Genomic DNA, 26,696 nt, shown 5'->3' on the forward strand with positions numbered 1-26,696 from the left:
CGCGGCAGGCTACCGGGGAGTGGACGGACCGCGACGGGCCTGCTTGTCCTCGTACATCGCGGCGTCCGCCCGCCGGAACGCGGCGTCGGCCGGCTGGTCGCCGGGGTACACGAGCGACCAGCCGAGGGAGACCTCCACGTCGTGCGCCCGGAAGGAGTCGCGGTAGCGGCGCATGGTCTCCCCGAGCGACCGAGGTGACACGTCCTCGACCAGCACGGCGAACTCGTCACCGCCGTAGCGTGCGACGGTCTCGCCGTCGCGCCGGGCGGCGACGAGGGCACGGGCGACGTGCTGCAGGACCGTGTCGCCCTCGGCGTGGCCCAGGTCGTCGTTGACCCGCTTGAGGCCGTCGACGTCGGCGACGAGCACGGCCGCGAGATCGCCGTAGGCGCTGGTGCGCACGGCGGCGTCGGCCAGGAGGGCGTCCCAGCCGCGCCGGTTGACCAGCCCGGTGAGAGCGTCGGTCTGCGCCATCGCCTCCGCGGAGCGACGCGCCCGGTCTCCGCTCTCCATCCGGCGGGCCAGGGACACGTGGGCGCCCAGCATGCCGGTCAGCAGGTCCAGCAGGTCCAGGTCGACGTCGGCGGCGCTGTGCAGGGGTGCCGTGCCGAGCCCGCAGAGCATCCCGAACATGTCGCCGTCGGCGTCGAGGATGGGCTGGCTCGCGTAGCTGCGGCTGCCCGGGATGGTCAGGTCGCGGTAGTCGGGGTGGGTCGTCACGTCCGGGACGACCGGGTCGGCGCCGAGGTCGACCACGCGACGGCAGAAGCTGTCGGCCCAGTCGCGGCGGTCGCCGACGGAGATGAGCCCGTCCCCCTCGACGTGCAGGTGGATCTGCTCGCCCCCGACCACGCGATTGACGGACCAGTCGCTGATCGGCGTGTGGGCGCGCAGGTAGGCGACCACGCGATCGGCGACCGCACTGAAGGTGTCGGCGCCCTCGGCGGCGAGGCTGAGCGTGGTCATCGCACCATCCTGCCCGTTCGCGGCGGCGGGCGTGGAGTCGCACTCCAGAACAGCGGTACCAGAACGGGAGCGACGGTACTCGCGCTGGTACGCTCGGCGGACCAGACCATGGAGGGGAAGGCCGTCATGCCCGTCGAACGCCTGATGCCGACCGAGGAGTCGGCCGACCTCGTCGCCCTGACCCGCGAGCTCGTCGACGACAAGCTCCGGCCGCGGGTGGCCGAGGCGGAGGCCACCGCGACGTTCCCGCGCGACGTGTTCGCCACCCTCGGTCGCGCCGGCCTGCTCGGGCTCCCGTACCCCGAGGAGCTGGGCGGAGGCGGTCAGCCGTACGAGGTCTACCTGCAGGTCGTCGAGGAGATCGCCTCCGCCTGGGCCAGCGTCGGCGTCGGCGTCAGCGTGCACGCCCTCTCGTGCTTCGGGCTGTTCGAGGCCGGCACGGACGAGCAGAAGCAGCGGTGGCTGCCCGACATGCTCGGCGGTGAGCTGCTCGGCGCCTACTGCCTGTCGGAGGCCCACGCCGGCTCCGACCCCGCCGCCATGCGCACGAAGGCCGTGCGCGAGGGCGACGACTACGTCATCAGCGGCGCCAAGGCCTGGACCACCCACGGCGGGCAGGCCGACTTCTACAAGGTCATGGCCCGCACCTCCGAGGACGGCGCGAGGGGCATCTCCTGCTTCCTCGTCCCGGCCGACGCCGAGGGCCTCACGGCCGACGTCCCCGAGCAGAAGATGGGCCTGATGGGCTCGACCACCGCCACGATGCTGTTCGACGGGGTGCGCGTGCCGGCCGAGCGACGCCTCGGGGCGGAGGGGCAGGGCCTGTCCATCGCGCTGGCCGGGCTCGACGCCGGACGTCTCGGCATCGCGGCCGTGGCGGTCGGCGTGGCCCAGGGTGCCCTCGACGCCGCCGTCGCGTACGCCAAGGAGCGCGAGGCCTTCGGCAAGGCGATCATCGACCACCAGGGCCTCGGGTTCCTGCTGGCCGACATGGCGGCGGCCGTCGACTCGGCCCGCGCCACCTACCTGCACGCCGCCCGTCTCAAGGACGCCGGACGTCCCTACGGTCGCGCGGCGTCCGTGGCCAAGCTCGTGGCCACCGACAACGCCATGAAGGTCACCACCGACGCCGTCCAGGTGCTCGGCGGCGCCGGCTACACCAAGGACTTCCCGGTCGAGCGCTACATGCGCGAGACCAAGGTCATGCAGATCTTCGAGGGCACCAACCAGATCCAGCGGCTCGTCATCAGCCGCCACCTGAAGTAGAAGGAGACACCCCATGCAGCTCACCGGAACGTCCGCGATCGTCACGGGCGGGGCCTCGGGCCTCGGCGCCGCCACCGCCGCCGAGCTCGCGGCCTCGGGCGCGACCGTCGTCGCCGTCGACCTCGCCCGCTCCATCGAGAACGCGCCCGACGTCGACGGCGTCGTCTACGTCGAGGCCGACGTGACCGACGAGGGCCAGGTGCGCAACGCCGTGGCCGCCGCCGGTGAGCACGGTCCGCTGCGGGTGGCCGTCAGCTGTGCCGGCATCGGCACCGCCGGGCGCGTGCTCGGCAAGGGCGGTCAGGGCATCCACGACCTCGCCGCGTTCGCACGCACGATCAACGTCAACCTCGTCGGGTCCTTCACCGTCCTGGCCGTGGCCGCCGAGGCGATGGCCGCCACCGAGCCCCTCGAGCACGGCCAGCGTGGCGTGGTCGTGAACACCGCCTCGATCGCGGCCTTCGACGGCCAGATCGGGCAGGCCGCCTACTCCGCCAGCAAGGGCGGCGTCGTGGGCATGACCCTGCCGGTCGCGCGCGACCTCGCGCAGTACGGGATCCGCGTCAACACCATCGCCCCGGGCATCATCGACACCCCCATGCTCGCCTCGGTGGGCGACGACATCCGCGCCGCGCTGGCCACGGGCGTCCCCTTCCCGCAGCGACTCGGTCGTCCCGAGGAGTACGCCCAGCTGGTGCGCATGATCGTGGAGCACGACTACCTCAACGGCGAGACCATCCGCATGGACGGCTCGTTGCGGATGGCGCCGCGATGAGTGGCGACGTGGACCATGGGGCCCCCGTCCTGCTGAGCGTCGCCGATGGCGTGGCGCACGTCGAGCTGAACCGTCCCGACGCCTCGAACACCATCGACCTGCCGTGGACCGAGGCGTTCACGAGCGCGCTGCAGCAGGTGTGCGACGACGACACCGTCCGTGTCGTGCTGCTCACCGGCCGTGGCCGCATGTTCTGCGCCGGGGGCGACCTCGGCGCCATGGACGCGGCGCCCGACCGGTCGGCGTACCTGCAGGAGCTGGCCGACGCGCTGCACGTGGGGGTGCGTCTGCTCGACGGCCTCGAGACGCCGGTGGTCGTCGGGGTGCACGGTGCTGCAGCGGGTGCGGGCCTGTCGCTCGTGCTCGGCGGCGACCTGGTCGTGGCCGGCCGGTCGGCGTCCTTCGTCACCGCCTACACGTCGGTCGGCCTGACGCCCGACGGAGGGCAGTCCTGGCTGCTGCCCCGGGTGGTCGGGCTCCAGCGCGCGCTCGAGCTCACCCTCACGCCGCGCCGGCTCTCGGCCGAGGAGGCCCAGGAGTGGGGGATCGTCGCGCGGGTCGTGGAGGACGACGTGGTGGCCGACGAGGCGCACGCGCTCGCTCGACGTCTGGCCGACGGTCCGGCCGCGGCGTTCGGCCGGGCGCGACGTCTGCTGCGCAGCTCCTACGACACGGGGCTGTCGGACCGCCTCGACGTCGAGGCGCGCACCATCGCGGCCTCGGTGGCCGAGCCCGAGAGCGCTGCGCTGATCACGCGCTTCCTGTCGCCCCGCCGCTGACGGCGGCCCCGCCGAGCACGGGCTCGATGCACAGCTGGAGCACGTCGACCAGGGCGTCGACCAGGTCCTCCCGCGTGCGCGCTCCCGGATCGGCCAGCCAGCGCGACACGACCGCATCGGCCAGGCCCACGAGGCCGGTGGCGTAGACGTCGCGCAGGGGGAGGCGCTCGTGGGCGTCGGGGCCGAGGAGCTCGCCGGCGATGGACGCCACGACGGTGACGACCACGTCGGTGATGCGGTCGACCGGGCTGCCGGAACCGGGAGCCGACGGGAGCGCGCGGACGAAGTCGTAGAGCGGGCGGTGCTCGAGCACGAAGTCGAGGTAGGCGTCGAGCGTTCCTCTCAGGCCCGCCTCGATGCCGTGGTCCGCGGTCATGCGGGCGATCACGTGCTCGAGCAGCATCGACACCACGCGGTCGGCGATCGCCACGTCGAGGTCGTGCCGGTTCTCGAACTGGCGGTAGAGCACCTGCCGCGTCACGCCGCAGGCGCGGGCGATCGACTCCACGGGGGCGTCGGGACCCTCGCGGTCGAGCACCTCGATCGCGGTCCGGGTGATCTCGTCGCGTCGGCGCTCCCGGTGCCCGACCCAGCGGCTCGCGCGGCCGTCGGGCGGGCTCGGTGGCGTGGTCATGGACACACCCTATTCGCGATGCTGTGACAATGCGTAACTGTTACGTTCTGTAGCAGTCACTCTTCCGGAGGTCGTCGTGTCCCCTCTCGCCGCCATGCCCACCTGGGCCGCCCGCGTCATCGCCGTGCAGATCATCGCCGTGCTGACGATGATCGCGATCGGCCTGGTCGTCCTGCTGCCCTACCTCCCGCGGCTCGCGGCGGCCGGAGCGGCGCTGCCCCAGCTCACCGAGTCGGCCGAGCGGTCGCCGACGACCCTCGACCAGGTGGAGCGCATCGACGGCAACGTCGAGAAGGTGGTGCCGCCGGTGCTCGAGGCCGTGGCGGTGCTGCCGGAGGTCGGGGAGCAGCTCACCGAGCTGCTCGGGGTCGCGCGCTCCCTCGGGTCCGCCGCCGACGGCGTCGTCGCCGCGGCCGAGCCGCTCGCTGCGGTCGGCACCGACATCCGTGCTCTGCAGGAGCGGCTCGACGGCCTCGAGACGCAGCTCGGGAAGCTGGAGGCGCTCGGTGAGCCGCTCGACTCGCTCGCGGCGTCGGCCGAGCCCCTGCCGGGCCAGCTCGAGCAGCTCACCACGGCGGCGACGGCCATCGCGTCGCTCGTGGACGTCGTCGACCAGCTCGTCGCCTCGATCGGCCGCATCGAGCAGCACGCGGCCAACCTCGACCGCAAGACCGGCCCCGTCCTGCTCCCGGACCTCACCGGCGTCAGTCGCTAGCGTCGCCCCGCGTCGCGTGGTCGACCAGCACCGCCAGCTGGTGGAAGGCGGCGGCGTCGTCGAGGCCGGTGTCGGCCTCCACGGCACCGCGGTGGATCGCCTCCAGCACGAGCCCGGCGACCGCCCCCACGAAGCGGGGCTCGAGGCGTCGCCGACCCGAGGCCTCGACGAGCTCCTTGACCCGCTGTGCCGCGAGCCGCACGTTGGTGCGGTAGACGTCGCGGGCGGGCTCGTACGCGTCGAGGTCGGCGAAGTAGGTGGGACCCGCGGGGGCGAGCTCCTCGGCGATCGCGTCGAGGTAGACGCTGATGCGCCGGCCGGAGTCGGGCTCGGCGGCCACGCGACGCTCGACCGCCTCGGTGGAGCGGCGGAAGGACTCCCGCACGGTCGCCTGGATGATCTGCTCCTTGCTCGCGGCGACCACGTAGAGCGTGGACTTGGAGCAGCCGAGACGGCGGGCGAGGTCCTCGAGGCTGAAGGCCAGGAAGCCCTCGGCGTGGAACAGCGGGATGAGCTCGTTTAGCAGGGCCGCCCGGCGTGCGTCGTCGCGGGCGGCGACGCTCGTCGGACGGACCATGGATCGAGGATACCCGCTCCGGTACTGCAGGGGCGCTGACGGTACTCGCCCGCCGGGCGGGTCCTCAGGCCAGCGCGGTCGCCAGTGGCGTCGCGGGCCGTCCGCTGAGGTCCTCCACCGCCGAGGTCACCTCGGCGAGGCGACCCTCGCGGATCGCCGTGCCGAACGAGGCGAGGAGCTCGGCCACGAAGGTGGGCAGCCCGGCCTGCTCGAGCCCGGCGACGTAGGCGGCGTCATCGACCTGGACGACCTCCACGGGCTCGCCCCGGCGCTCGGCGGCGAGGGCGGCGATGTCGTCGGCGGTGACGGCCTGCGGTCCCGTGACGTCCAGGGCGGTGTCGTCGACGTCGGTGCTCAGGAGGGCGCCCACCGCGGCGGCCGCACAGTCGGCGCGGGTCACGTAGGCCGCCCCGGCCGTGCCGGTGTTGGTCACGTAGGTGCCGGACGCCGCGGCCTGCGCCACCGCGTCGGCCTGCATGTCGGCGTAGAGGTTGTTGCGCAGGAAGGTCCAGTGCAGGCCGCTGTCCCGCAGGGCCTGCTCGGTGCCGAGGTGGTCGGGCGCCACGAGCGCGGGGTTGTCCTCGCTCGGGTCGGGCACGGACGTGTAGAGCACGCGACGGACGCCGGCTTTCGCGGCGGCCTCCACGGCGGCGCGCTGGCCCTCCAGGCGGGAGCCGACGACGTCGGTGGAGACGAGGAGGAGCTCGTCGATGCCGGTGAACGCCTCGACGAGGCCCTCGGGGCTGTCGAAGTCGGCCGCGCGGGTGGCGGCGCCGGCGGCGGCGATCTTCTCGGGGGAGCGGCTGAGGAGGACGACGTCGGCGGGGTCGACCTGCTGGAGGAGGAGGTCCGCGGCGAGCGAGCCGAGCTGTCCGGTCGCGCCGGTGATGCCGTAGGTGGTCATGGGAGATCCTTACTGTCATCAGTCTGATTGCTGTTGGCGTCAACTATAACCACACTGATGGCGATATGGCATCATGGGGGCATGGCCAGCCCGCAGAGCACCCAGTTCGCCGTCGCGGTGCACGTGCTCACCTACCTCGCGGGCGCCGGTGCCGGACCGTCGTCACCCGAGCCCCGGACCGTGGGTGCGACGGAGCTCGCGGCCAGCACGCAGGTGACGCCCGTGCACGTGCGACGTGTGCTCGCCCCCCTCAGGGAGGCCGGCATCCTGGCCTCCACGCCGGGCGCCCGCGGCGGCTGGCGCCTGCTCGTGGAGCCCGAGCGGATCACGCTCGACACCGTGTGGCGCCTCGTCCGAGGCGACGAGCCGGTGCTGGCGATCCACCTGCCGAGCCCGAGGTGCCCCGTCGGGCGCAGTGTCCAGGACGGCCTGCTCGACGTCGACGCGGCGGTCGCGCGCGCCACCGAGGAGACCCTGGCGCGGACGACCGTCGCCGACCTCGTCCCGGCCTAGTCGCCCGCCTGTAGGCGCAGGCCTGCGAGCAGGAGGTCGAGGCCCGCGACGAACTGGGCGTGGTCGTCGTGGTCGGCGAACACGTCGAGGATCGTGTGCAGGAAGGGCCATTCCTCGGGGTCGAGGTCGCGCCACTCGGCGATCGTGCGGCCCATGTACTCCGCGCGGGTGGTGCTGCCGTCGACGACCTCCTCCGGCGGCTGCTGGCCCAGGTCGGCGGCGATCCCGACGACGTAGCCGACGACGGCCGACGCCGCGTTGAAGGTCTCGAGCGGTCCCAGTCCTAGTCGCAGGACCTGCTGGCCCACGCGCTCGTAGTAGCGGAGCGAGTTGGGCTGGGACCCGGTGTTGCGCATGAAGTAGGCGCCGAGCCATGGCCGGTCCGCCACGGCCTCGAAGAGCGCGATGGCCGTGCTGCGCAGGTCGTCGATCGGGTCGCCGTCCACGAAGCCCTCGGTGGCCTCGAGCACGCCCTCCAGGACGAAGTCGGCGGCCCGCTCGAGCAGCTCGTCCTTGCTCGAGACGTACCAGTAGATGCTGCCCACGCCACCGCCCATCCGTGCGGCGAGGGCGCGGAACGTGAGAGCGGAGTCGCCGGCCTCGTCGAGCAGTCGCACGGCCTCCGTCATGACCGACTCCATGGAGTGCGATGCGCGGCGGCGCTGCTTCAGGCGGTCGTCGGGGCCTCGGGTGCGCGGCGGCGTCACGATCGGCGTCTCCTCATGCCTTGCATCGTACCGAACGATGTTCTATCGTATCGAACGGCGTTCGAGAACCGAACGTCGTTCGATACTTCCGGAGGCACGCCATGAGCCACGACACCGCGTCCCCGACGACCCGCACCTACACCTCGCTGCGCGCCGCCTGGATCCCCCTGACCGCCCTCTGTCTCGCCTTCTTCGTCGAGATGGTCGACAACACGCTGCTGTCGATCGCGCTGCCCACGATCGGCCGCGACCTGCACGGCACCACCACGTCCCTGCAGTGGGTCACCGGCGCCTACGCGCTCACCTTCGGCGGGCTCATGCTCACCGCGGGCTCGGTGGCCGACCGCTTCGGCCGACGCCGCGTGCTGCTGGTCGGCCTCGTCGCCTTCGGTGCCGTCAGCCTCGGCGCCCTGCTCGTCGAGTCGACGGCCGAGCTGATCGCCCTGCGTGCCGCGCTCGGCCTGTGCGCCGCCGCGATGGCGCCGATCACCAACTCGCTCGTGTTCCGGCTGTTCGACGACGAGGACCTTCGGCGGCGCGCGTTCCCGCTCATGATGATGGTGGGCATGGCCGGGTTCGTCCTCGGACCGGTGCTGGGCGGCACGGCGCTCGAGCACGTCGGGTGGGAGTGGCTGCTGGCCGTCAACGCCCCCATCGCCCTCGTCGCCTGGGTCGGCGTGCGGGTCGGAGTCTCGGCCGACCACCCCGACGACCTCACGCGCGACCCCCTCGACCTGCCCGGCGCGTTCCTGAGCGTGATGACCATCGGCCTCGGGGCCTACGCCCTGACGAGCGGGGTGGAGCGCGGCTGGCTCTCGGCCGTCACCCTCGCCTGCGTCCTGGGCTCGCTCGCCGCCGCGGCCACCTTCGTCCGGCACGAACGCCGTACCGCGGCACCGATGCTCGACCTGCGGATCTTCTCGCGCGGCACGGTGCGGGGCGCGGCGATCGCCCAGGTGGGCACGTCGGTCGCGATGACGGGCGTCCTGTTCTCTCTCGTGCTGCACTTCCAGTACGCGTACGGCTGGAGCCCGGTGCGAGCCGGTCTGGCGAACCTGCCGATGATCGCCACCATGCTCGCCTCAAACCCGCTCACCGAGGCGATGGTCCGACGGCTCGGCCACCGCGTCGCCTGCCTCATGGGTGCCGGCCTGCTCGCCGCCGGCCTGGCGTGGATGGCCTTCGCGGTGGAGCACGGCTACCTGGCGATCGTCGTCGGCATGGTCGTGATGTTCGTCGGCCTGCGCACGGTGATGATGACCTGCGCGGTCGCGCTCATCGGGGCCATGCCCGGCAACCGCACCTCGCTCGGCGCCGCGCTGAACGACACCGCGCAGGAGGTCGGCACCAGTCTCGGCACGGCCCTCGTCGGCACGCTGCTCGCCACCCTGGTGGTGCAGGTCCTGCCGACCGGGGCGTGGAGCGCCGAGCTCGTGCAGTCGTTCTTCGACGGGGAGCGGGTCGTCTTCCTGGTCCTCGCCGTGCTGGCCGGTGGGATCGCGGCCTACGGAGCGAGCACGCTGACGGACTCCCGAGCCACCGAGGAGGAGCCGGCGACCGCATGACCCGGGTCGCCGCACCGGCGGACGGGGACCACCCAGCACCGACGAATCAGAGGTGGCGGAGCAGGAAGAGGTCCATCACCCAACCGGCCTCGGCCCTCGCCGAGGCGCGCGCCGCGGTGATCTCGGCCGCGACGTCCTTGACGGCACCGGCGACGAGGCGTTCGGACGGTGATCCGAGGTTGGCGCCCCACCAGACGTGCCAGTCGTCGAGGCCGCTCAGGTCGGTGCCCGAGGTCAGGAAGACGACGACGTTGTCCTGCCCCTGCTCGACGGCCTCGCGGAGACGTCGCTCGGTGGTCACGTGGATCGGCTGCCCGACCTCGTGCAGCACGATCCGGTGCCGCGCGGCGAGCAGCTGCAGCGCGGAGATGCCGGGCAGCACGTCCCAGTCGAACGTCAGGTTCCCGCGCGCCAGCACCCGCTCGATCACGCGGATCGTCGAGTCGTAGAAGGCGGGGTCGCCCCACACGAGCAGGACGGCGTCGCCGGGATGAGCCAGCAGGGCGGACTCCCAGGCCGCGGCTCGTGCCTCGTGCCAGTCGCCGACCGCGGACTCGTAGTCGAGGGCCGTCCTGTCCCGCGGTGGGTCGGCGACCTCGACCACGTGGAGGCCTGGGGCGTGGTGGGCCAGCAGCTCCCGGCGCGCGGCGGCGAGCGGGTCACCGGCCCGCTTCACCGTCACCAGCGCGACCGACGCCGACCGCAGCGCCGCGACCGCCTCGACGGTCAGGTGGTCGGGGTGGCCGAGACCGATCCCGACCAGAGTCACTCGCCGCCCCCCGGAATCATCCAGTCCCGGCACCCCTGCCGGGGCCACTCGGCGCCTCACGCGTGGCGGTCCTCGAGGTCTCCCTCGAGGTCGAGGTAGACCTGCTGCATCGCTGCGACGACCTCGGGGTCGGGCTCTTCCCACAGACCGCGCTCGGCCGCCTCGCCCAGTCGTTCGACGATGCCGCGCAGCGCCCAGGGGTTGGACGTCCGCATGAAGTCCTGGTTGGTCTCGTCGAGGACGTACTCCTTGGCGAGCGACTCGTACATCCAGTCGTGGACCACGCCGGCGGTGGCGTCGAAGCCGAACAGGTAGTCCACCGTCGCGGCCAGCTCGAACGCACCCTTGTAGCCGTGGCGCTGCATCGCGCCGATCCAGCGCGGGTTCACCACGCGGGCGCGGAACACCCGGTTGGTCTCCTCCTGCAGCGTGCGCGTGCGCACCGCGTCGGGCGACGTCGAGTCGCCGACGTACGCCTTCGGCTCCGCGCCGGTCAGCGCGCGGACCGTCGCGATCATGCCGCCGTGGTACTGGAAGTAGTCGTCGGAGTCGGCGATGTCGTGCTCGCGGGTGTCGATGTTCTTCGCCGCCACGGCGATCCGGCGGTAGTTGGCGCGCATGTCCTCGGCCGCCGGGGCGCCGTCGAGGTCGCGACCGTAGGCGAAGCCGCCCCACGCCGTGTAGACCTCGGCGAGGTCGTCGTCGGTCTTCCAGTTGCCGGCCTCGATGACCTGCAGGATCCCGGCCCCGTAGGAGCCCGGCTTCGAGCCGTAGATGCGCGTCGTGGCCCGGCGCTCGTCGCCGTGCTCGGCGAGGTCGGCCTGGGCGTGGGCACGCACGAAGTTCTGCTCGAGCGGCTCGTCGAGCTCGGCCACCTGGCGGATGGCGTCGTCGAGGATGCCGATGACGTGCGGGAACGCGTCGCGGAAGAAGCCGGAGATGCGGACCGTGACGTCGATGCGCGGACGACCGAGCTCCTCCAGCGGGACGACGCGCAGGCCGTTGACCCGGCGCGAGGCCGGGTCCCACTCCGGCTCGACGCCGATGAGGGCCAGCACCTCGGCGATGTCGTCGCCCGACGTGCGCATGGCCGACGTGCCCCAGACCGACAGGCCCACGGAGCGCGGGTACTCGTCGGTGTCGGCGAGGTGCCGCTCCACGAGCGACTCGGCCATCGAGCGGCCGGTCTCCCAGGCCAGGCGCGACGGGACGGCCTTCGGGTCGACGGTGTAGAAGTTGCGACCGGTCGGCAGCACGTTGACGAGTCCGCGCAGCGGGGAGCCGGACGGACCGGCGGGGATGAAGCCGCCGTCGAGCGCGTGCAGCACGTGGTCGAGCTCGTCGGTGGTCTGCGCGAGGCGCGGGACCACCTGCGCGGCGGCGAAGTGCAGGACGTCGCGGACGACCGGGTCGTCGTGCAGGCCGTCGACGGCGGCAGGGTCCCAGCCGGCGTCCTCCATGCCCTGCACGAGCGAGCGGGCCTGCTCCTCGATCTCGTCGATCGCGCGCAGGGCGTCCTCGCCCTCCTTCAGCCCGAGGGCCGACCGCAGGCCGGGGACGGCTCCGGTCTCGCCGCCCCAGATCTGGCTCGCGCGCAGGATCGACAGCACGAGGTTCACGCGCGCCTCACCCGCCGGAGCCTGGCCGAGCACGTGCAGGCCGTCGCGGATCTGGGCGTCCTTGATCTCGCAGAGCCAGCCGTCGACGTTGAAGATGAAGTCGTCGAAGTCGTCCTCGTCCGGGATGTCGTCCAGGCCGAGGTCGCGGTGCATCTCGGCGGCCCGCATGTGCGTCCAGATCTGCGAGCGGATCGCCGGCAGCTTGGCCGGGTCCATGGCGGCGATGTTGGCGTACTCGTCGAGCAGCTGCTCGAGCTTCGCGATGTCGCCGTAGCTCTCGGCCCGCGCCATGGGCGGGATGAGGTGGTCGACGATCGTGGCGTGGGCGCGCCGCTTGGCCTGCGCCCCCTCGCCCGGGTCGTTGACGAGGAACGGGTAGATCAGCGGCAGGTTGCCGATGGCGGCGTCCGTGCCGCACGACGCGGACAGCGCGGCGTTCTTGCCGGGCAGCCACTCCATCGAGCCGTGCTTGCCGAGGTGCACGACGGCGTGCGCGCCGAACCCCCCACCCGACGGCGGAGTCTCGACCCAGCGGTACGCGGCGAGGTAGTGGTGCGAGGGCGCCATGTCGGGGTCGTGGTAGATCGCGACCGGGTTCTCGCCGTACCCGCGGGGCGGCTGGATCATCAGCACGACGTTCCCGGCGCGGATCGTCGCGAGCACGATCTCTGCGTCGCCCCCCTCTCGTGATTCCGCGACGAACAGCTTGCCGGGGGCGGGGCCCCACGCCTCGAGCATCCCGTCGCGCAGGTCGGGGTGGAAGCCGTCGAACCACTCGGCGTACCGGGCGGCGGGGATGCGCACGTGGCTCTCGGTGAGCTGCGTGTGCGTCAGCCACTCCTCGTCCTGGCCACCGGCGTCGATGAGGGCGTGGATGAGGGCGTCGCCGGCCTCGGTGAGGTCGTCCAGCTCGAGGCCCGGGATCTGTCCGGGCTCGCCGAGGTCGTAGCCCGCGTCGCGCATCTCCCGCAGCAGGCGGATGGTGGAGACGGGAGTGTCCAGGCCGACGGCGTTGCCCACGCGGCTGTGCTTGGTCGGGTACGCCGACAGCATGAGCACGACCTTGCGCTCGGCCGGCGGCGTGTGGCGCAGCCGCGCGTGCGCGGCCGCGATGCCGGCCACGCGGGCGCTGCGCTCGGGGTCGGCCACGTAGCGGGGGAGCCCGTCCTCGTCGATCTCCTTGAACGAGAACGGCGCGGTGATGAGGCGGCCGTCGAACTCCGGGATCGCGATCTGGTTGGCCGAGTCGAGCGGGGAGACGCCATCGTCCGAGGCCTCCCACTCGGCGCGGCTCGACGTGAGGCTGAGGCCCTGCAGGATCGGGATGTCGAGGGCCTTGAGGCGGGCGACGTCCCACGACTCGTCGTCGCCGCCGGCGCTGACCGTGCCCGGCTTCGTGCCACCGGCGGCCAGGACGGTGACGATCAGGGCGTCGAGGTTCGCCATCTCCTCGAACAGGGCGTCGGGCGCGGCGCGCAGCGAGGAGCTGAAGATCGGCACGCCCACGGCGTCTCCGGTGGCGTCGATCGCGTCGGCCAGGGCGTGGGCGAAGCCGGCGTTCCCGCTCGCCTCGTGGGCGCGGTAGTAGAGGACGCCGATCCTGGCCTTGCCGGTCTCGTCGCCGCCCTGCGGGCGAGGGGCCAGCCCCCATTCGGGGAGGACCTTCGGCGGCTCGAAGCCCTCGCCGGTCAGCAGCACGGTGTCGGAGAGAAAGGCGTGCAGCTGGGCGAGGTTCTCGGGGCCGCCTTCGGCGAGGTACACGTGGGCGTCGGCGCAGACGCCGATCGGCACGGTCGACTGCTCCATCAGCTCGGCGCTGGGCGACTGCTCGCCACCGAGCACCACCATCGGCTTGCCCGTGGCGCGGATGCGCGCGAAGCCCGAGCAGAGGTCCTGCGGCGAGCCGAGGATGCGCGCGACCACGAGGTCGGCGGCCTCGATCGCGGCGGCCATGTCGGTGTGACCGGGCTTCGCCGGGTTGGCGTAGACGTAGTCGGCGCCGCTCGCGCGGGCCGAGAGCAGGTCGGTGTCGGACGTCGAGAGCAGCGCGATACGCGTCATCAGGGTTCCTCCTCGGGGTTCTCGCCCCGTGCGGTGGGAGTCGCCGCGGGAGGTGTCTGGCTGGCCTGCAGGCAGGCGTCACAGTGGCGGAACCGCGCCGGACTCGCACCGGCTTCCCTGATCCGCGGCGACGGATCGCGGTCAGCCTAGCGGGGGCGCGCGGGGATGACGCAGTCGCCGCAGTACCCACCGCCGGGGATCCGGTAGTAGAGGCAGCACGAGTGGCGCACGTACGGCGGCCCCGCGTCGCCGGTGCCCACGAGGTACGGGTGGGTGAGCGCCTCGGCGCCGACGTCGAGCGCCGCGTCGCGCAGGTCGGGGCGGGCGAGCGTGGCCATCTTCAGCGCGCCGAACGCCGCGGACGACGCGTTGCCCGCCAGCACCTGCTCCGACAGGCCGTGCGCGGCGTGCAGGCGACCGGCGAGGGGCTCGACCACGTCGGACAGGACGGCGTGCAGGTCGGGCGGACCCCAGGCGCCGGCCGCGAGCGGGAACGTCCCGGTGGGCTGCTCACGCCAGTGGAGCTCGGCCGGGGCGTCGACGTCGAGCAGCAGGGCCCCGATCGTCGGCGACAGCAGTCGCGCGAAGAGACCGAGCGACGCGATCGAGGCGGCCACACGGGGTTCCACCTCGGCGTTCGAGCGGGACCGGAGGACCAGGTGCGCCGCGACGACGCGGTGGTCCGGGAACGGGCCGTCGAGCAGCTCCGTGAGCGGGCGCCAGCCCTCGCCCGCGACGTCGGGCTCGACGGCGAAGAACTCGCCGAGCCGGTCGAGCTCGGTCACCGTGGTCGACCCGACCTCATGACTCCTCGTCCTGCTGCTCGCGCTCCCGGTCCGCCTCCAGCTCGCGCTTGAGCCGGTCGAGCGTGCGCCGGATGTTGCCGCGCTGGAACGTGGCGAAGGAGTCGCGCCCGGTGGCCACGCGGTCGAACACCGAGGCCGTCCAGTCGGGCCAGCCCTTGCGGCCGTCGACCCAGGTCTCCGTGACGAGCGTGCCTCCCACGGCCGGCTCGAACGCGTACTCCCACGTGGCGACGCGCACCGGCAGCAGCCGCTCACCCAGGCCCCACGCACGCACGTCGAAGGCGAACCGTCGCCCCGGCTCGGCGATGGTGACGACGCACCGGGTCCTCCACCGACCGCGACCGCGCTTGTTGTCGCCGACGAACACCGTGCCCTTGACCACGGGAGCGTCGGGATCCGCGAGAGTCGCGCCGGTGTTCTCGGGGCTCCACCGCCCCATCTGCCGCACGTCGCTGACCGCGGCGTAGGCGGTCTCCGGGTCGACGCCGACGACCACGGTGTCGCTGACGGTGAGGGCTCGGGACATGCAGGGGAGGCTACCGGGGGACGGCGCGCGTGCCAGCATGACCGCCATGGACCTGCGCGAGGTGACCGACCGCACCAGCTGGCGCGACCCGGCCCCGCCGCGCCTGCCCGCCGTCGAGGTGCCGACGTGCACCTACCCGCCGGACGCCGAGATCGGCGCGGGCCGGGTGGACCTGTTTGGCACCGACCACGACGACGTCGCCCGGTTCCACCGCACGAGTCGAGGTCTCACCCACGCCTACACGGCCGGCCGCCCGCACGACGGGGCTGTCCTGAAGCACGTCCCGATGGGCTACACCCAGCTCTACGACCACGAGAAGGTCGCCGTGGTCCTCGACGGACGGGTGCTGCGGCTCTGGGCCGCTCGCGGCACCGTCCAGGCCTTCGACCTCGTGGTGCCGCCGGCGTCGGGGCAGGACCTGCTGGTGCTGGGAGCGTCGCACCCCGTGCGGTACGCGGTGGGGGAGGCCGTGAACCTCTCGGCGCGGCTGCCCGGTGTCCCGGTGATGGTCGCGCGACGTCTCGCCGAGCACGGCTGGCACTGACCGGGTCCGCCGAGCACTCGGTACGGTTCCCCCGTGCCTGACCTGACGTCCCCCACCTCCGTGCGCCCGCCCGACGCCGCGGCCCACGCCGCTGCCGCCGCCCGCCTGGCCGACCTCGCCACACCACCCGGGGCGCTCGGGCGTCTCGGCGACCTGGCCTGCTGGATCGCCGCCACGCAGGGCGAGGTGCCGCCGCGTCCGGTCGAGAACGTCCGGGCCGTCGTGCTCGCCGGTGACCACGGCGTGGTCGGCTCGGGCGTCTCCGCGTTCCCGAGCGCCGTCACCCCCGCCATGGTCCGGACCTTCGCGTCCGGCCGGGCCGGCGTGAGCGTGCTCGCCGCCCAGCACGGCGTGAGCCTGCGCGTGCTGGACCTCGGTGTCGACGACGACCTCGACGGCCTGCCCGACGAGGTCCGCGCCTTCAAGGTGCGGCGCGGCTGTGGCTCCATCGACGTCGAGGACGCGCTGACGCCGGAGGAGACGACTCGGGCGATCGAGCACGGCCGCACGATCGCGGCGCAGGAGATCGCCTCGGGTGCGCAGCTGCTGGTCGCCGGTGACATGGGCATCGGCAACACGACCCCGTCGGCCGCCCTCGTGGCCGCGTCGCTCGGCCTCCCCGGCGCCGAGGTCGTCGGCCGTGGGACCGGCATCGACGACGCCGGCCTCGCCCGCAAGGCCGAGGTCGTCCAGACCGCGCTGGACCGTGCGGGCGAGCGCGTGGCCGACCCGGTCGACCGCCTGACTGCCCTGGGCAGTGCCGACCTCGCCGCGACCGTCGGCTTCCTCGTCGCCGCGGCCGAGGCGGGCGTCCCCGTGCTGCTCGACGGCCTCATCTCCGTGGCCTGCGCCCTGACCGCCGACGACCTCGCACCCGGTGCGGCCGCCTGGTTCGCCGCCGGCCACCGCTCCACCGAGCCGGCGCAGGGCTTCGCCCTCGAGAAGCTCGGCCTCGAGCCGCTGCTCGACGTCGGCATGCGGCTCGGCGAGGGCAGCGGTGCCGTCGCCGCCGTGCCGCTGGTGCGCTCCGCGGCGCTGCTCCTGCGCGACGTCGCGCTGCTGTCGGAGGTCCTGGGCGGCTGAGGGGCGGCCCCCCGACCCGGACCCGCGCCCCCCATCGGTGGATCCTCAACCGCAGCGGACGTGCTGCGGTTGAGGATCCACCGATGCACGTCCTGATGTTGAGGATCCACCGATGACGGGGGAGGTGGCGGGGGCGGGGGGTGCTACGGTGCGGCTGCCACGCGAGGGAACCCGGTGAGAGTCCGGGACTGACGCGCAACGGTATGGGCGGCGACGCCTGAGTCCGACACCCGCTGGCGACCCGCGGCACTCGCCGTGGGGCTCCACCGGGTCTCGCGCAACGGACCCCCGAGCGAAGGATCGCGATGCGACCACGCTTCCGTCACCTGCCCCTCTCCGCCGCCCTGCTGGCGGTCCCGCTCCTCGCCGCGTGCGGCTCGTCGACCGAATCCGGGTCCTCGACGTCGGCCGCGTCCACGAGCGGCTTCCCGGTCACGGTCGAACGCTGCGACCGTGACGTCACCGTCGAGAGCCTGCCGCAGCGCATCGTGTCCCTGAACCAGGGCACCACCGAGATCCTGCTGAGCCTCGGCGTGGCCGACCGCATGGCGGGAGCCGCGGGCTGGACCGACCCGATCCTGCCGTCGCTGGCCGACGAGAACGCGACGGTCGAGCGGCTCGCGGACCAGGCTCCGTCGTACGAGGACCTGCTCGCGACCGAGCCCGACCTCGTGACCGCGTCGTTCGCGAACACCCTCAGCGAGGGCGGCGTGACCACGCCCGAGAAGCTGGCCGGCCTGGGCGTCCCCGCCTACCTGTCGGCCGTCGAGTGCGAGAAGTCCGACTTCGGCTCCGGCGACGGCACCCGCGACGAGCCGCTCGAGATGGAGTCGATCTACACGGAGGTCCGCGACCTCGCCGCGCTCGTGGGCGACGAGCAGGCCGGCGAGGATCTCGTCGCCTCCCTCGAGGAGCGCATGGCCGACGCCGCCACCGCCGACTTCACCGGCACGTCGGTCTTCTACTGGTTCGCGAACTCCGAGGCGCCCTACGCCGCGGGCTGCTGCGGGGGGCCGGGCATCATCACGCGGGCGCTGGGCCTGGACAACGTGTTCGAGGGCGAGCAGGACGAGTGGCCGCAGATCGGGTGGGAGTCGATCGCCGCGACCGACCCGGACGTCCTGGTCATCGGCGACCTGACCCGCAGGAGCCAGACGGCGGAGAGCGGCAAGGCCAAGATCGCGTTCCTGGAGTCCAACCCGGTCACGCGGGAGATGACCGCGGTCAAGGAGAAGCGCTACGTTCTGCTGGCCGGCGCCGAGCTCAACCCGTCGATCCGCACGGTCGACGCCGTCGAGAAGGTCGCCGCGGGCCTGCGCGACCTGGGGATCTCACCGTCGTGACCTCCCTGCTGGTCGACGAGCGCCAGGCCCCGGGCGACGTCGAGGCACCGACCGGGCGGGGATCGCGAGGCTCCCGACGCGGTCTCGTGCTGGGCGTGGTGACCCTCGCCGCGCTCGCGGTGTCGATCGCGGTCGCCACCACGATCGGGCCGTCGGACCTCGGCCCGCGCGACGCCGTGGCGGTCGCCCTGTCCAAGGTCGGGCTCGGGTCGTCGGGCCTCACCGGGATCCAGGAGGCGATCGTGTGGGACCTGCGCCTCCCGCGGGCGGTGCTGGCCGCAGCCTGCGGGGCCGGGCTGGCCCTGTGCGGCGTGGTGCTTCAGTCGCTGCTGCGCAACCCGCTGGCCGACCCGTTCGTGCTCGGCATCTCCTCGGGCGCGTCCACCGGTGCCGTGGCCATCGTGGTGCTGGGCGTCGGAGCAGGCTCGGCCACGTTGGCCTCCGGGGCGTTCGTCGGGGCGCTGCTGGCCTTCGGGCTGGTGCTCGTGCTGGGCATGGCCTCCGGCGGGACGACCGACCGGATGATCCTCGCGGGCGTCGCGGCCACCCAGCTGTTCGCCGCGCTCACCTCGTTCATCGTGTTCACCGCCGCCGACGCCGAGCAGACCCGGGGCGTGCTGTTCTGGCTGCTCGGCTCGCTCGGCACCGCGTCGTGGCGCGACGTCCTGGTGTGCGGTGGGCTGGTGCTGGCGGGCCTCGTCGTCTGCTGGCTCGCGGCCGGGGCGCTCGACGCGTTCACGTTCGGCGAGGACGCGGCGGCCGCGCTCGGGGTGTCCGTGCTGCGCATCCGTCTGCTGCTGCTCGTGGTCACCGCCCTCATGACCGCCGTCATCGTGTCGACGTCCGGCGCCATCGGGTTCGTCGGGCTCGTGCTGCCGCACGCCGCGCGAGCCGTGGTGGGGGCTCGGCACCGGGTGCTCGTGCCCGTCTCCGCCGTGCTGGGCGCGATCTTCCTGGTGTGGGTCGACGTCGGCGCGCGCACGGTCATCGCACCGCAGGAGCTGCCCGTGGGCGTGGCCACGGCGCTCGTGGGCGTGCCGGCCTTCGTCGTGATCCTCCTGCGGCGGAGGCAGCGCTCGTGAGGTGGGGCTCATGAGCATCAGCGCTCGCACCGTCTCGTGGGGGGTGCGCGACCGGTTGATCGTCGACGGTGTGGACCTCGACGTGCGGCCCGGCAGCACCGTCGGCCTGCTCGGCCCCAACGGGTCCGGCAAGTCGTCGCTGCTGCGACTCCTCGCCGGCCTGCGACCGGCGTCCTCGGGGGTCGTGCGGCTGGGTGAGGACGACGTGACGCAGCTGAGCCGCCGCCAGGTGGCGCGGCGCCTCGCCGTGGTCGACCAGGACGTCACCACCGACACCCAGCCGACCGTGCGCGACGTCATCGGTCTCGGTCGGCTGCCGCACCGCTCCACCTGGGCCCCCACGTCCGCCGCCGACCGGGCCGTCGTCGAGCGCGCCGCCCGCACCACGCGCACGGCGCACGTGCTCGACCGTGCCTACTCGACGCTCTCCGGCGGCGAGCGCCAGCGGGTGCAGATCGCCAGGGCGCTGGCCCAGGAGCCGACCGAGCTGCTGCTCGACGAGCCCACCAACCACCTCGACGTCCGCCACCAGCTCGAGCTCCTGGAGCTGATACGGGCGGCACGCACCACCACCGTGATGGCGCTGCACGACCTCAACCTGGCGGCCACGTACTGCGACACCCTCGTCGTGCTGGCCGACGGTCGGGTCCGGGTCGCGGGGCCACCCGCAGAGGTGCTCACCGCCGAGCTGGTGGCCGACGTCTACGACGTGCAGGCGGTCGTGACGCTCGTGGGCGAGGTGCCGCACGTGAGGTTCACCGGGGTGACCAGCGCATGACGCCGTGGGAGCTCCCCTGTGGGGCCGGGTCGTACCGCCCTGGGAGAAGGCGTCGACCCGGCCCACCCGGCACGCGGCGTTGGGAGTGGTGCACGCGCGCCGTCACCCCGTACAACGTCGTTGAACGCGAAACGACACCGCTCGCCTGGGGTGATCCACGTCGCGGTCGTCGCGACCCGTCCATCCACGGACCGGCGACGAACGATCGCCCCGGCCACCGACGGAGGGTGGAGCCATGAGCGCCGCTCGCGACCGCGCCGACCGCTGCCCCGGCGTGCTGCGTCCCTGGATCGCCGACGACGGCGCGCTCGTCCGGCTCAGGCTCGTCGGTGGGCGGCTGCCGTCGCGCGCGCTCGCGCGGCTCGTCGACGTGGCCGAGCGGCACGGCGACGGGACGGTCACGCTGACCCGCCGGGCGAACCTCCAGGTGCGCGGACTCGCCGCCCACGACGGCCGCGTCCCCCCGGCCGTGGTGGACGACCTCGAGTCCACCGGCCTCCTTCCGAGCCGCACCCACGAGCTGGTGCGCAACGTCATGGTGTCCCCGCTGTCGGGTCGCAGCGGCGGACTCGCCGACCTTCGCCCCGTCGCCGAGCGGTACGACGCGCTGCTGCGCGGTGACGACGCCCTCGCCGAGCTGTCCGCGCGGTTCCTCGTCGTCCTCGACGACGGCCGCGGCGACCTCGTCGACCGGACCCTCGACCTCGGAGCCGTGGCGGTCGACGCGGGCCACGCGCAGGTCCGGGCCGGACGGCACTGGGGCGAGGTCGTGCCGCTCGACGTCCTGCCGGACGTGCTCATGGCACTGGCTCACCGCTTCCGTCGGGTCCGTCCTGGTGTCGGCACGTGGCACGTCGACGACCTGCCGGAGCACGGCGCCGCGGTCATGGGAGACCTGCACGCCCGCGACCTGCGCACCCAGGTGCGCGCCCTGCCGCTGCCCGAGGGCGTCGGCCGCCAGGACGACGGTCTCGCCTACGAGCACGTGACCGTGCCCGACGGGGTGCTGCGCCGCCCTGACGTCGACGCGCTGCTCGCCCGCGCCGGCGCCGAGCTGGTGGTCACGCCCTGGCGCAGCGTCGTCCTGCCCGATCTGCCCGCACGACCTCCGGAGACCGCATGAGAGCCCCCACCCGACGCTTCGACTACGAGGGCAGCGGTGCTGCGATCTACGTCGACTCCTTCGCGACGATCCGCCATGAGACCGACCTGTCGCGCATCCCGGCCGACGCCGAGAAGGTGGCGGTGCGGATGATCCACGGCACCGGGCAGACCGACCTGGTCGACGACCTCGTCGTGCACCCGCGGCTGGTGTCGTCGGCCCGCGCGGCGCTGCGGTCGGGCGCGCCGATCCTGTGCGACGCGACCATGGTGGCCTCCGGTGTCACCCGGGCGCGTCTCCCGCAGGACAACGACGTGCTGTGCCTGCTGCGCGACGAGCGGGTGCCCGACCTGGCGCGGGAGTGGGGGACCACCCGGTCGGCGGCGGCGCTCTCGTTGTGGGGCGACCGGCTCGACGGTGCGGTCGTGGCGATCGGCAACGCGCCGACGGCGCTGTTCCACCTGCTGGAGCTCCTGGCCGACGGCGCGCCGAGGCCGGCGGCCGTCGTGGGGGTCCCGGTGGGCTTCATCGGCGCCGCCGAGTCGAAGGACGCGCTCGCGTCGTTCGCCGACACGCACGGCATCGATGTGCCGTTCGTGACCGTGCGCGGGCGTCGTGGCGGCTCGGCCATGGCGGCGTCGGCCCTCAACGCGCTGGCGCAGGAGGAGGAGTAGTCATGCCCGGTTCCCTGTACGGCGTCGGCGTCGGTCCCGGCGACCCCGAGCTGGTCACGCTCAAGACCGCCCGGCTCATCCGATCGGCCGACGTCGTGGCGTACCACCAGGGCGTGGGCAAGCGCTCGAACGCCCGGCGGATCGTCGACGACCTGGTGCCCGAAGGCGCCGTCGAGGAGGTGCTGCAGTACCCGGTCACCACGGGCGAGGTGCAGCACCCGGGCGGCTACGCGGGCGCGATGGCCGACTTCTACGAGGAGTGCGCCGAGCGCCTGCGTGCCCACCTGGCCGCGGGCCGCGACGTGGTGGTGCTCGCCGAGGGCGACCCGATGTTCTACGGCTCGTTCATGTACCTGCACGACCGGCTGTCCGGCGACTTCGAGACCGAGGTGGTGGCCGGGGTGCCCGCGTTCGCCGCCGCGACGGCCCTGGCCGCGACCCCGTTGGTGCGCCAGACCGACGTGCTCACCGTGCTTCCCGGGACGCTCCCGGAGGCCGAGCTGGCCCGACGGCTCGCCGACACCGACGGCGCGATCATCATGAAGCTCGGCCGCACGTTCCCGGCCGTCCGTTCCGCGCTGGAGCAGGCCGGGCGGCTCGAGGGCGCGCTCTACGTGGAACGCGCGTCGATGCCCGAGCAGCGCTGGCTCCCCGTCGCCGATGTCGACCCGTCGTCGGTGCCGTACTTCTCGCTCGTCGTGGTCCCGGGTGACGGCCACGGCCGGCGCTACGACGCCCCGGAGCCGTCCGCGGGTGCGGCCGAGGCCGCCCAGGGCGAGGTCGTCGTGGTCGGGCTGGGACCCGGGCCCGACGGCTGGCTCACGCCGGAGGCGTCCGACGAGCTGTCGCGCGTGGGTCACGTGGTCGGGTACGCGCCGTACGTGGCGCGAGTGCCGCAGCGGGTCGGGCTCGTCCGGCACGCGTCGGGGAACACGGTCGAGATCGACCGCGCCACCCACGCGCTGGAGCTCGCTCGTGCGGGGGAGCGGGTGGCCGTCGTGTCGGGCGGCGACGCGGGCGTGTTCGGCATGGCCACCGCGGTGCTGGAGGCGCAGGAGGCGCGCTCGGACCTGCACGACGTCGCGGTCCGCGTGGTGCCGGGCGTCTCCGCCGTCCAGGCCGTGGCGGCGCGGGCGGGGGCACCGATCGGCGGTGACTTCGCGGTGATGAGCCTGTCGGACCGGCTGAAGCCGTGGTCCGTCGTCGAGAGGCGGCTGCGTGCCGTGGCCGACGCCGACCTCGTGCTGGCCGTCTACAACCCGAGGTCGCGGTCGCGCACCACCCAGGTCGCGGACATGCGGCGCATCCTGCTCGAGCACCGCGACCCCGGCACCGTGGTGGTCGTGGGCCGTGACGTCGGCCGCGCCGAGGAGTCCCTCGTCGTGACCACCCTGCATGATCTCGACCCGGAGTCGATCGACATGAAGTGCCTCCTGGTCGTCGGCTCCTCGACCACCCGCGTCAGCCCCACCGGCGCCGTCTGGACCCCCCGCTCCGTCGAGCCCTGACCGACCAGTCCCCACGTTTCGGACAGTTCCGGGGCACTCGGGACGGCTCCAGTGCCCCGGAACTGTCCGAAACGGAGTGTTCAGCGGCGCTTGGTGGACCGGTCTCGGGTGGGGGAGTAGAGGTAGGACTCCGCGCCCTCCGGTCGCGACACCGCGGGACCGACGAGGATGACGGCGGCCTGGCGCAGGCCTGCGGCCTCCACCTGGTCCGCCACGTCGGCGAGGGTGCCGCGCAGCACCACCTCCGACTGCTGCGACGCGTTCGCGACGACCGCCACGGGCGTCTCGGCACCGAGCACGGCGGCGAGCCGGTCGGCCAGGTCGCGGGTGCGGGTGATGGCCAGGTGAAGGCATAACGTGGCGCCCGTCGCCGCGAACGTCTCCAGCTCCTCGCTCGACGGCATGGCCGTGGACCGGGCCTGGGTACGGGTGAGGACCACCGACTGCACCACCTCGGGCACGGTCAGCTCGACGCCCAGCCGGGCCGCGGCCGCCGCGTACGCCGGCACGCCCGGGGTGACGTTCCAGGGCACGCCGGCGGCGTCGAGCCGACGCGTCAGCTCGTGCAGCGCCGAGTACACCGACGGGTCGCCCGAGGACAGCCGCACCACCTCCAGCCCCGCCGCGTGCGCGTCGACGCACGTGGCCGTGATCGCGTCGAGGTCGAGGTCCTGGGTGTCGACGAGACGCGCGTCGGGTCGGCAGTGCTCGAGCACCGCGTCCACGTAGGTGCCGGCGTACAGCACGACGTCGGCGCGCTCGAGCAGCCGGGCGGCCCGCACCGTCAGGAGGTCCGCGGCACCCGGTCCGGCGCCCACCACGTGGACGGTCATGCGCGTCCCTCCTTCACGACCGACCACTGCGTCACCGCACGGGCCGGGGTCCACGACGTGAACGACCCGAGGGGTGCGGCCGTCTCGACGAGCAGTCGCATCAGCTCGCCGCCGTGCTCGGCGCGCCACGCGACGAGCAGCTGCTCGGTCTCGAGCGTGACGCCGTGCACCACCAGTCGCCCACCCGGGCGCAGCGCCCCCCAGCAGGCGTCGAGCACACCGTCGACCGTCGCGCCGCCACCGACGAACACCGCGTCGGGTGCGGCAAGGTCGGCCAGCGCGTCGGGCGCCGCGCCCGTGACCACCTGCACCTCGGGCACGCCGAGGGTGCGGGTGTTGCGGACGATCCGCTCGGCACGCTCGGCGTCCCGCTCGATGGCGACGGCCCGGCAGGTGGGGTGCGTCCGCGCCCACTCCACGGCCACCGATCCGGCGCCGGCGCCGACGTCCCACAGCAGCGCGCCGGGCGTCGGGGCGAGACGGGCGAGGGCGCTGGCCCGCACGTCGCGCTTCGTGACCTGGCCGTCGTGCTCGAAGGCGTCGTCGGGGAGGCCGGGCACGAGCGGCAGCACGCGTGCACCTGCGTCGCGGACCTCGACGGCCAGCACGGTCAGCGCGCCGACGTCGTGCGCCCAGGTCGTCGCGACGCCCTCGGTCCGGGACTCGGTCTCGGCACCCAGGTCGGTGAGCGCGGTCAGCGTGCTCGCGCCGTAGCCGTGCGACGCGAGCAGCGCGGCCACGGCCGCGGGCGTCGACGCGTCCGAGCACAGCACCAGCAGGCGTGCCCCCGGGGCGAAGGCGGTCACGAGTCGGTGCACGTCGCGGCCGACCACGGTCACGACGTCCGACGACTCCGCCGACCAGCGCATCCGGGCCCGCGCCAGGGCGACGGACGAGACGCCCGGCAGCACCTCGACGGCGTCGGCGCCGAGCAGGCCGACGAGCGTGGTGCCGATGCCGGAGACCAGCGGGTCGCCCGACGCGAGCGCCACCACCCGGCGTCCCTCGAGCCCGGCGACCAGGCCCGGAAGTCCCTCGCGCAGGGGCGACGGCCACGGCACGCGCTCGGCCGGGACGTCCGCGGGGACCATCGCCAGGTGCCGCTCGCCGCCCAGGAGGACGTCGGCCGACTCGACCGCGGTCCGGCGCGCGGCATCGAGCCCGGGCCAGCCGTCGGCGCCGATGCCGACGACCAGGAGGGGGGTGCGAGCGGAGGTCATGTCTCGCGAGGCTAGTGGGTTGCCGCGCCGCGGCAGCGCCCCGGTAGCCTGGCGCCCGACCAAACTTCACATGACGCGAGGTGCCCCAGAACCTGGGGAGAATCGGGAAGCCGGTGCAAGTCCGGCACAGGGTCCGCTGCGGTGACCACCTGAGGGTGGAAGTCCGAAGACCGGCCTCGCGCTCAACCAGCCATGGCGATCGAGCGGGAGCCCTCATGCCACAGCACTACCCCTTCACGGCCGTCGTCGGAGCCGAGCCCGAGCAGCTCGACGACATGGCCCTCGCCCTCGTCCTCACGACGATCTCGCCCGCCATCGGCGGGGTGCTCGTGCGAGGGGAGAAGGGCACGGCCAAGTCGACCCTCGTGCGTGCCCTCGCGGCCGTGCTGCCGCCGATCGAGGTGGTGGCGGGCGACCGGTTCTCCAGCGACCCTGCCGACTCCGCCCTGTCGCCCGACGGTCCGTTCGGGCCGGACGCACCGGTCGAGTCGCGCCCCGTGCGGCTCGTCGAGCTGCCCGTCGGCGCCACCGAGGACCGCGTGCTCGGCTCCCTCGACCTCGAGCAGGCCCTCGGCAGCGGCGTCACCCGCTACGAGCCCGGCCTGCTGGCTCGCGCGCACCGCGGCGTGCTCTACGTCGACGAGGTCAACCTGCTGCACGACCACCTGGTCGACCTCCTGCTCGACGCGGCCGCCATGGGCCGCTCCACGGTGGAGCGCGACGGCGTGTCCGTGGAGCACGCCGCCCGGTTTGTCCTCATCGGCACGATGAACCCCGAGGAGGGCGAGCTGCGACCCCAGCTGCTGGACCGCTTCGGCCTGGCCGTGGAGGTGGCCGCGCCGCGCGACCCGGCCACCCGCGCCGAGGTCGTGCGTCGCCGGCTGGCCTTCGACGCCGACCCGACCGGCTTCGCGGAGCGCTTCGCCGACGCCGAGGCCGCGCTCACCGCGCGGATCGGTGTCGCGCAGGACCTCGTGACCAAGGTGCCGCTCGACGACGCGACCCTGGTCTCCATCGCGGAGCTGTGCTCGGCGTTCGGGGTCGACGGCCTGCGCGCCGACATCGTGACCGCCCGCACCGCGGCCGCCCACGCGGCGTGGCACGGTCGCACCACCATCACCCGCGACGACGTGCGCGCGGCGGCCCGCCTCGCGCTGCCGCACCGACGTCGGCGCAACCCCTTCGACGAGACCGGGCTCGACGAGTCCGAGCTCGACGACCTGCTCGGCCCCGACGAGCCGCCCGCGGGCGGCCCCGACGACGGGGGGCCCGACGGTCCTGACGACGACGGTCCTGACGACGGGGGGCCGGAGGGCGGTGGCCCCGGCGGCGGCAGCGACACCTCGG

General features: G+C 73.7%; 26 protein-coding genes and 3 riboswitches. Of the genes, 15 read left to right on the forward strand and 11 right to left on the reverse strand.

What is annotated here, in order from left to right:
• Positions 1–9: 9 nt before the first annotated feature.
• Complete coding sequence (locus tag NUV38_RS13715; protein WP_257729659.1) at positions 10–966, reverse strand: GGDEF domain-containing protein; 957 nt, start codon at positions 964–966, stop codon at positions 10–12.
• Positions 967–1,092: 126 nt separating this feature from the next.
• Here NUV38_RS13715 and NUV38_RS13720 point away from each other — a divergent pair, with 126 nt between their 5' ends.
• Genes NUV38_RS13720 through NUV38_RS13730 form a run of 3 tightly spaced genes read left to right on the forward strand, consistent with a single transcriptional unit; the run spans position 1,093 to position 3,786 of the window.
• Positions 1,093–2,232 carry an acyl-CoA dehydrogenase family protein gene (locus NUV38_RS13720; RefSeq protein ID WP_257729660.1) on the forward strand — a complete coding sequence of 380 codons (1,140 nt, stop codon included), beginning with the start codon at positions 1,093–1,095 and terminating at the stop codon, positions 2,230–2,232.
• Positions 2,233–2,245: 13 nt separating this feature from the next.
• A complete protein-coding gene (locus tag NUV38_RS13725) occupies positions 2,246–3,007 on the forward strand; it encodes an SDR family NAD(P)-dependent oxidoreductase (RefSeq protein ID WP_257729661.1) in 762 nt (253 codons plus the stop codon).
• A gap of 8 nt (positions 3,008–3,015) precedes the next feature.
• Complete coding sequence (locus NUV38_RS13730) at positions 3,016–3,786, forward strand: enoyl-CoA hydratase/isomerase family protein (protein ID WP_257729662.1); 771 nt, start codon at positions 3,016–3,018, stop codon at positions 3,784–3,786.
• Here the strand turns inward: NUV38_RS13730 and NUV38_RS13735 are convergent.
• Positions 3,758–4,420 carry a TetR/AcrR family transcriptional regulator gene (locus NUV38_RS13735; protein ID WP_257729663.1) on the reverse strand — a complete coding sequence of 221 codons (663 nt, stop codon included), beginning with the start codon at positions 4,418–4,420 and terminating at the stop codon, positions 3,758–3,760. The genes NUV38_RS13730 and NUV38_RS13735 overlap by 29 nt on opposite strands.
• A 76-nt stretch (positions 4,421–4,496) precedes the next feature.
• Here NUV38_RS13735 and NUV38_RS13740 point away from each other — a divergent pair, with 76 nt between their 5' ends.
• Positions 4,497–5,135, forward strand: coding sequence for a hypothetical protein (locus NUV38_RS13740; protein WP_257729664.1), 639 nt, complete (start codon positions 4,497–4,499; stop codon positions 5,133–5,135).
• Here the strand turns inward: NUV38_RS13740 and NUV38_RS13745 are convergent.
• Together NUV38_RS13745 and NUV38_RS13750 are read right to left on the reverse strand one after the other, a co-directional pair.
• Positions 5,125–5,712 carry a TetR/AcrR family transcriptional regulator gene (locus NUV38_RS13745; RefSeq protein WP_257729665.1) on the reverse strand — a complete coding sequence of 196 codons (588 nt, stop codon included), beginning with the start codon at positions 5,710–5,712 and terminating at the stop codon, positions 5,125–5,127. The genes NUV38_RS13740 and NUV38_RS13745 overlap by 11 nt on opposite strands.
• Positions 5,713–5,776: 64 nt before the next feature.
• Positions 5,777–6,616, reverse strand: coding sequence for an NAD(P)H-binding protein (locus tag NUV38_RS13750; protein WP_257729666.1), 840 nt, complete (start codon positions 6,614–6,616; stop codon positions 5,777–5,779).
• An 81-nt stretch (positions 6,617–6,697) separates the two neighbouring features.
• Here NUV38_RS13750 and NUV38_RS13755 point away from each other — a divergent pair, with 81 nt between their 5' ends.
• Entirely contained in the window at positions 6,698–7,129 is a 432-nt protein-coding gene (locus NUV38_RS13755) for an Rrf2 family transcriptional regulator (protein ID WP_257729667.1), read from the forward strand.
• On the opposite strand, the gene NUV38_RS13760 is transcribed toward NUV38_RS13755, so the two are convergent.
• On the reverse strand, positions 7,126–7,836 hold the full coding sequence (locus NUV38_RS13760; RefSeq protein WP_257729668.1) for a TetR/AcrR family transcriptional regulator: 711 nt from the start codon (positions 7,834–7,836) through the stop codon (positions 7,126–7,128). The genes NUV38_RS13755 and NUV38_RS13760 overlap by 4 nt on opposite strands.
• A 101-nt stretch (positions 7,837–7,937) precedes the next feature.
• On the opposite strand from NUV38_RS13760, the gene NUV38_RS13765 reads away from it, so the two are divergent.
• Entirely contained in the window at positions 7,938–9,401 is a 1,464-nt protein-coding gene (locus tag NUV38_RS13765; RefSeq protein WP_257729669.1) for an MFS transporter, read from the forward strand.
• Positions 9,402–9,447: 46 nt separating this feature from the next.
• Here NUV38_RS13765 and cobF read toward each other — a convergent pair whose 3' ends face one another.
• From cobF to NUV38_RS13785, 4 genes are all read right to left on the reverse strand, one after another.
• Positions 9,448–10,170, reverse strand: a complete 723-nt coding sequence (gene cobF / locus NUV38_RS13770) for a precorrin-6A synthase (deacetylating) (protein ID WP_257729670.1) — start codon at positions 10,168–10,170, stop codon at positions 9,448–9,450.
• 56 nt (positions 10,171–10,226) lie between these two features.
• Positions 10,227–13,850 carry a cobaltochelatase subunit CobN gene (locus NUV38_RS13775; protein WP_257729671.1) on the reverse strand — a complete coding sequence of 1,208 codons (3,624 nt, stop codon included), beginning with the start codon at positions 13,848–13,850 and terminating at the stop codon, positions 10,227–10,229.
• 50 nt (positions 13,851–13,900) lie between these two features.
• Positions 13,901–13,969, reverse strand: a riboswitch (cobalamin riboswitch).
• Positions 13,970–13,996: 27 nt separating this feature from the next.
• A complete protein-coding gene (locus NUV38_RS13780) occupies positions 13,997–14,635 on the reverse strand; it encodes a (2Fe-2S)-binding protein (protein WP_257729672.1) in 639 nt (212 codons plus the stop codon).
• 16 nt (positions 14,636–14,651) lie between these two features.
• Positions 14,652–15,182 (reverse strand): SRPBCC family protein, encoded by a 531-nt coding sequence (locus NUV38_RS13785; RefSeq protein WP_257729673.1) that lies wholly within the window; start codon positions 15,180–15,182, stop codon positions 14,652–14,654.
• A gap of 46 nt (positions 15,183–15,228) precedes the next feature.
• On the opposite strand from NUV38_RS13785, the gene NUV38_RS13790 reads away from it, so the two are divergent.
• From NUV38_RS13790 to NUV38_RS13825, 8 genes are all read left to right on the forward strand, one after another.
• Positions 15,229–15,726, forward strand: coding sequence for a hypothetical protein (locus tag NUV38_RS13790; RefSeq protein WP_257729674.1), 498 nt, complete (start codon positions 15,229–15,231; stop codon positions 15,724–15,726).
• Between the two features lie 33 nt (positions 15,727–15,759).
• Positions 15,760–16,809: a nicotinate-nucleotide--dimethylbenzimidazole phosphoribosyltransferase gene (gene cobT, locus NUV38_RS13795; RefSeq protein ID WP_257729675.1), complete on the forward strand. Its 1,050-nt coding sequence runs from the start codon at positions 15,760–15,762 to the stop codon at positions 16,807–16,809.
• A 165-nt stretch (positions 16,810–16,974) separates the two neighbouring features.
• Positions 16,975–17,040: riboswitch (cobalamin riboswitch) on the forward strand.
• A 74-nt stretch (positions 17,041–17,114) separates the two neighbouring features.
• The gene (locus NUV38_RS13800; protein ID WP_257729676.1) at positions 17,115–18,152 is read left to right on the forward strand and encodes an ABC transporter substrate-binding protein; all 1,038 of its coding nucleotides are present in this window, start codon (positions 17,115–17,117) and stop codon (positions 18,150–18,152) included.
• Complete coding sequence (locus NUV38_RS13805) at positions 18,149–19,234, forward strand: iron ABC transporter permease (protein ID WP_257729677.1); 1,086 nt, start codon at positions 18,149–18,151, stop codon at positions 19,232–19,234. The genes NUV38_RS13800 and NUV38_RS13805 overlap by 4 nt, the downstream gene beginning before the upstream one ends.
• 10 nt (positions 19,235–19,244) lie before the next feature.
• Complete coding sequence (locus tag NUV38_RS13810; RefSeq protein ID WP_257729678.1) at positions 19,245–20,012, forward strand: ABC transporter ATP-binding protein; 768 nt, start codon at positions 19,245–19,247, stop codon at positions 20,010–20,012.
• Between the two features lie 235 nt (positions 20,013–20,247).
• Positions 20,248–21,135, forward strand: a complete 888-nt coding sequence (locus NUV38_RS13815; RefSeq protein WP_257729679.1) for a nitrite reductase — start codon at positions 20,248–20,250, stop codon at positions 21,133–21,135.
• Entirely contained in the window at positions 21,132–21,788 is a 657-nt protein-coding gene (locus NUV38_RS13820; protein ID WP_257729680.1) for a precorrin-8X methylmutase, read from the forward strand. Before NUV38_RS13815 ends, NUV38_RS13820 begins: the two co-directional genes overlap by 4 nt.
• A 2-nt stretch (positions 21,789–21,790) precedes the next feature.
• Positions 21,791–23,296, forward strand: a complete 1,506-nt coding sequence (locus NUV38_RS13825) for a precorrin-2 C(20)-methyltransferase (protein ID WP_257729681.1) — start codon at positions 21,791–21,793, stop codon at positions 23,294–23,296.
• An 80-nt stretch (positions 23,297–23,376) separates the two neighbouring features.
• On the opposite strand, the gene NUV38_RS13830 is transcribed toward NUV38_RS13825, so the two are convergent.
• Together NUV38_RS13830 and cbiE are read right to left on the reverse strand one after the other, a co-directional pair.
• Positions 23,377–24,129 carry a cobalt-precorrin-4/precorrin-4 C(11)-methyltransferase gene (locus NUV38_RS13830; protein ID WP_257729682.1) on the reverse strand — a complete coding sequence of 251 codons (753 nt, stop codon included), beginning with the start codon at positions 24,127–24,129 and terminating at the stop codon, positions 23,377–23,379.
• Positions 24,126–25,349 carry a precorrin-6y C5,15-methyltransferase (decarboxylating) subunit CbiE gene (cbiE, locus tag NUV38_RS13835; protein WP_257729683.1) on the reverse strand — a complete coding sequence of 408 codons (1,224 nt, stop codon included), beginning with the start codon at positions 25,347–25,349 and terminating at the stop codon, positions 24,126–24,128. Before cbiE ends, NUV38_RS13830 begins: the two co-directional genes overlap by 4 nt.
• Positions 25,350–25,410: 61 nt before the next feature.
• A riboswitch (cobalamin riboswitch) is annotated at positions 25,411–25,543 on the forward strand.
• Positions 25,544–25,564: 21 nt separating this feature from the next.
• On the opposite strand from cbiE, the gene NUV38_RS13840 reads away from it, so the two are divergent.
• The coding region (locus NUV38_RS13840; RefSeq protein ID WP_257729684.1) for an ATP-binding protein at positions 25,565–26,696 on the forward strand (1,132 nt) is incomplete at its 3' end.

It is taken from the genome of Aeromicrobium sp. 50.2.37, from assembly GCF_024655735.1.
Taxonomy (GTDB): Bacteria; Actinomycetota; Actinomycetes; order Propionibacteriales; family Nocardioidaceae; genus Aeromicrobium.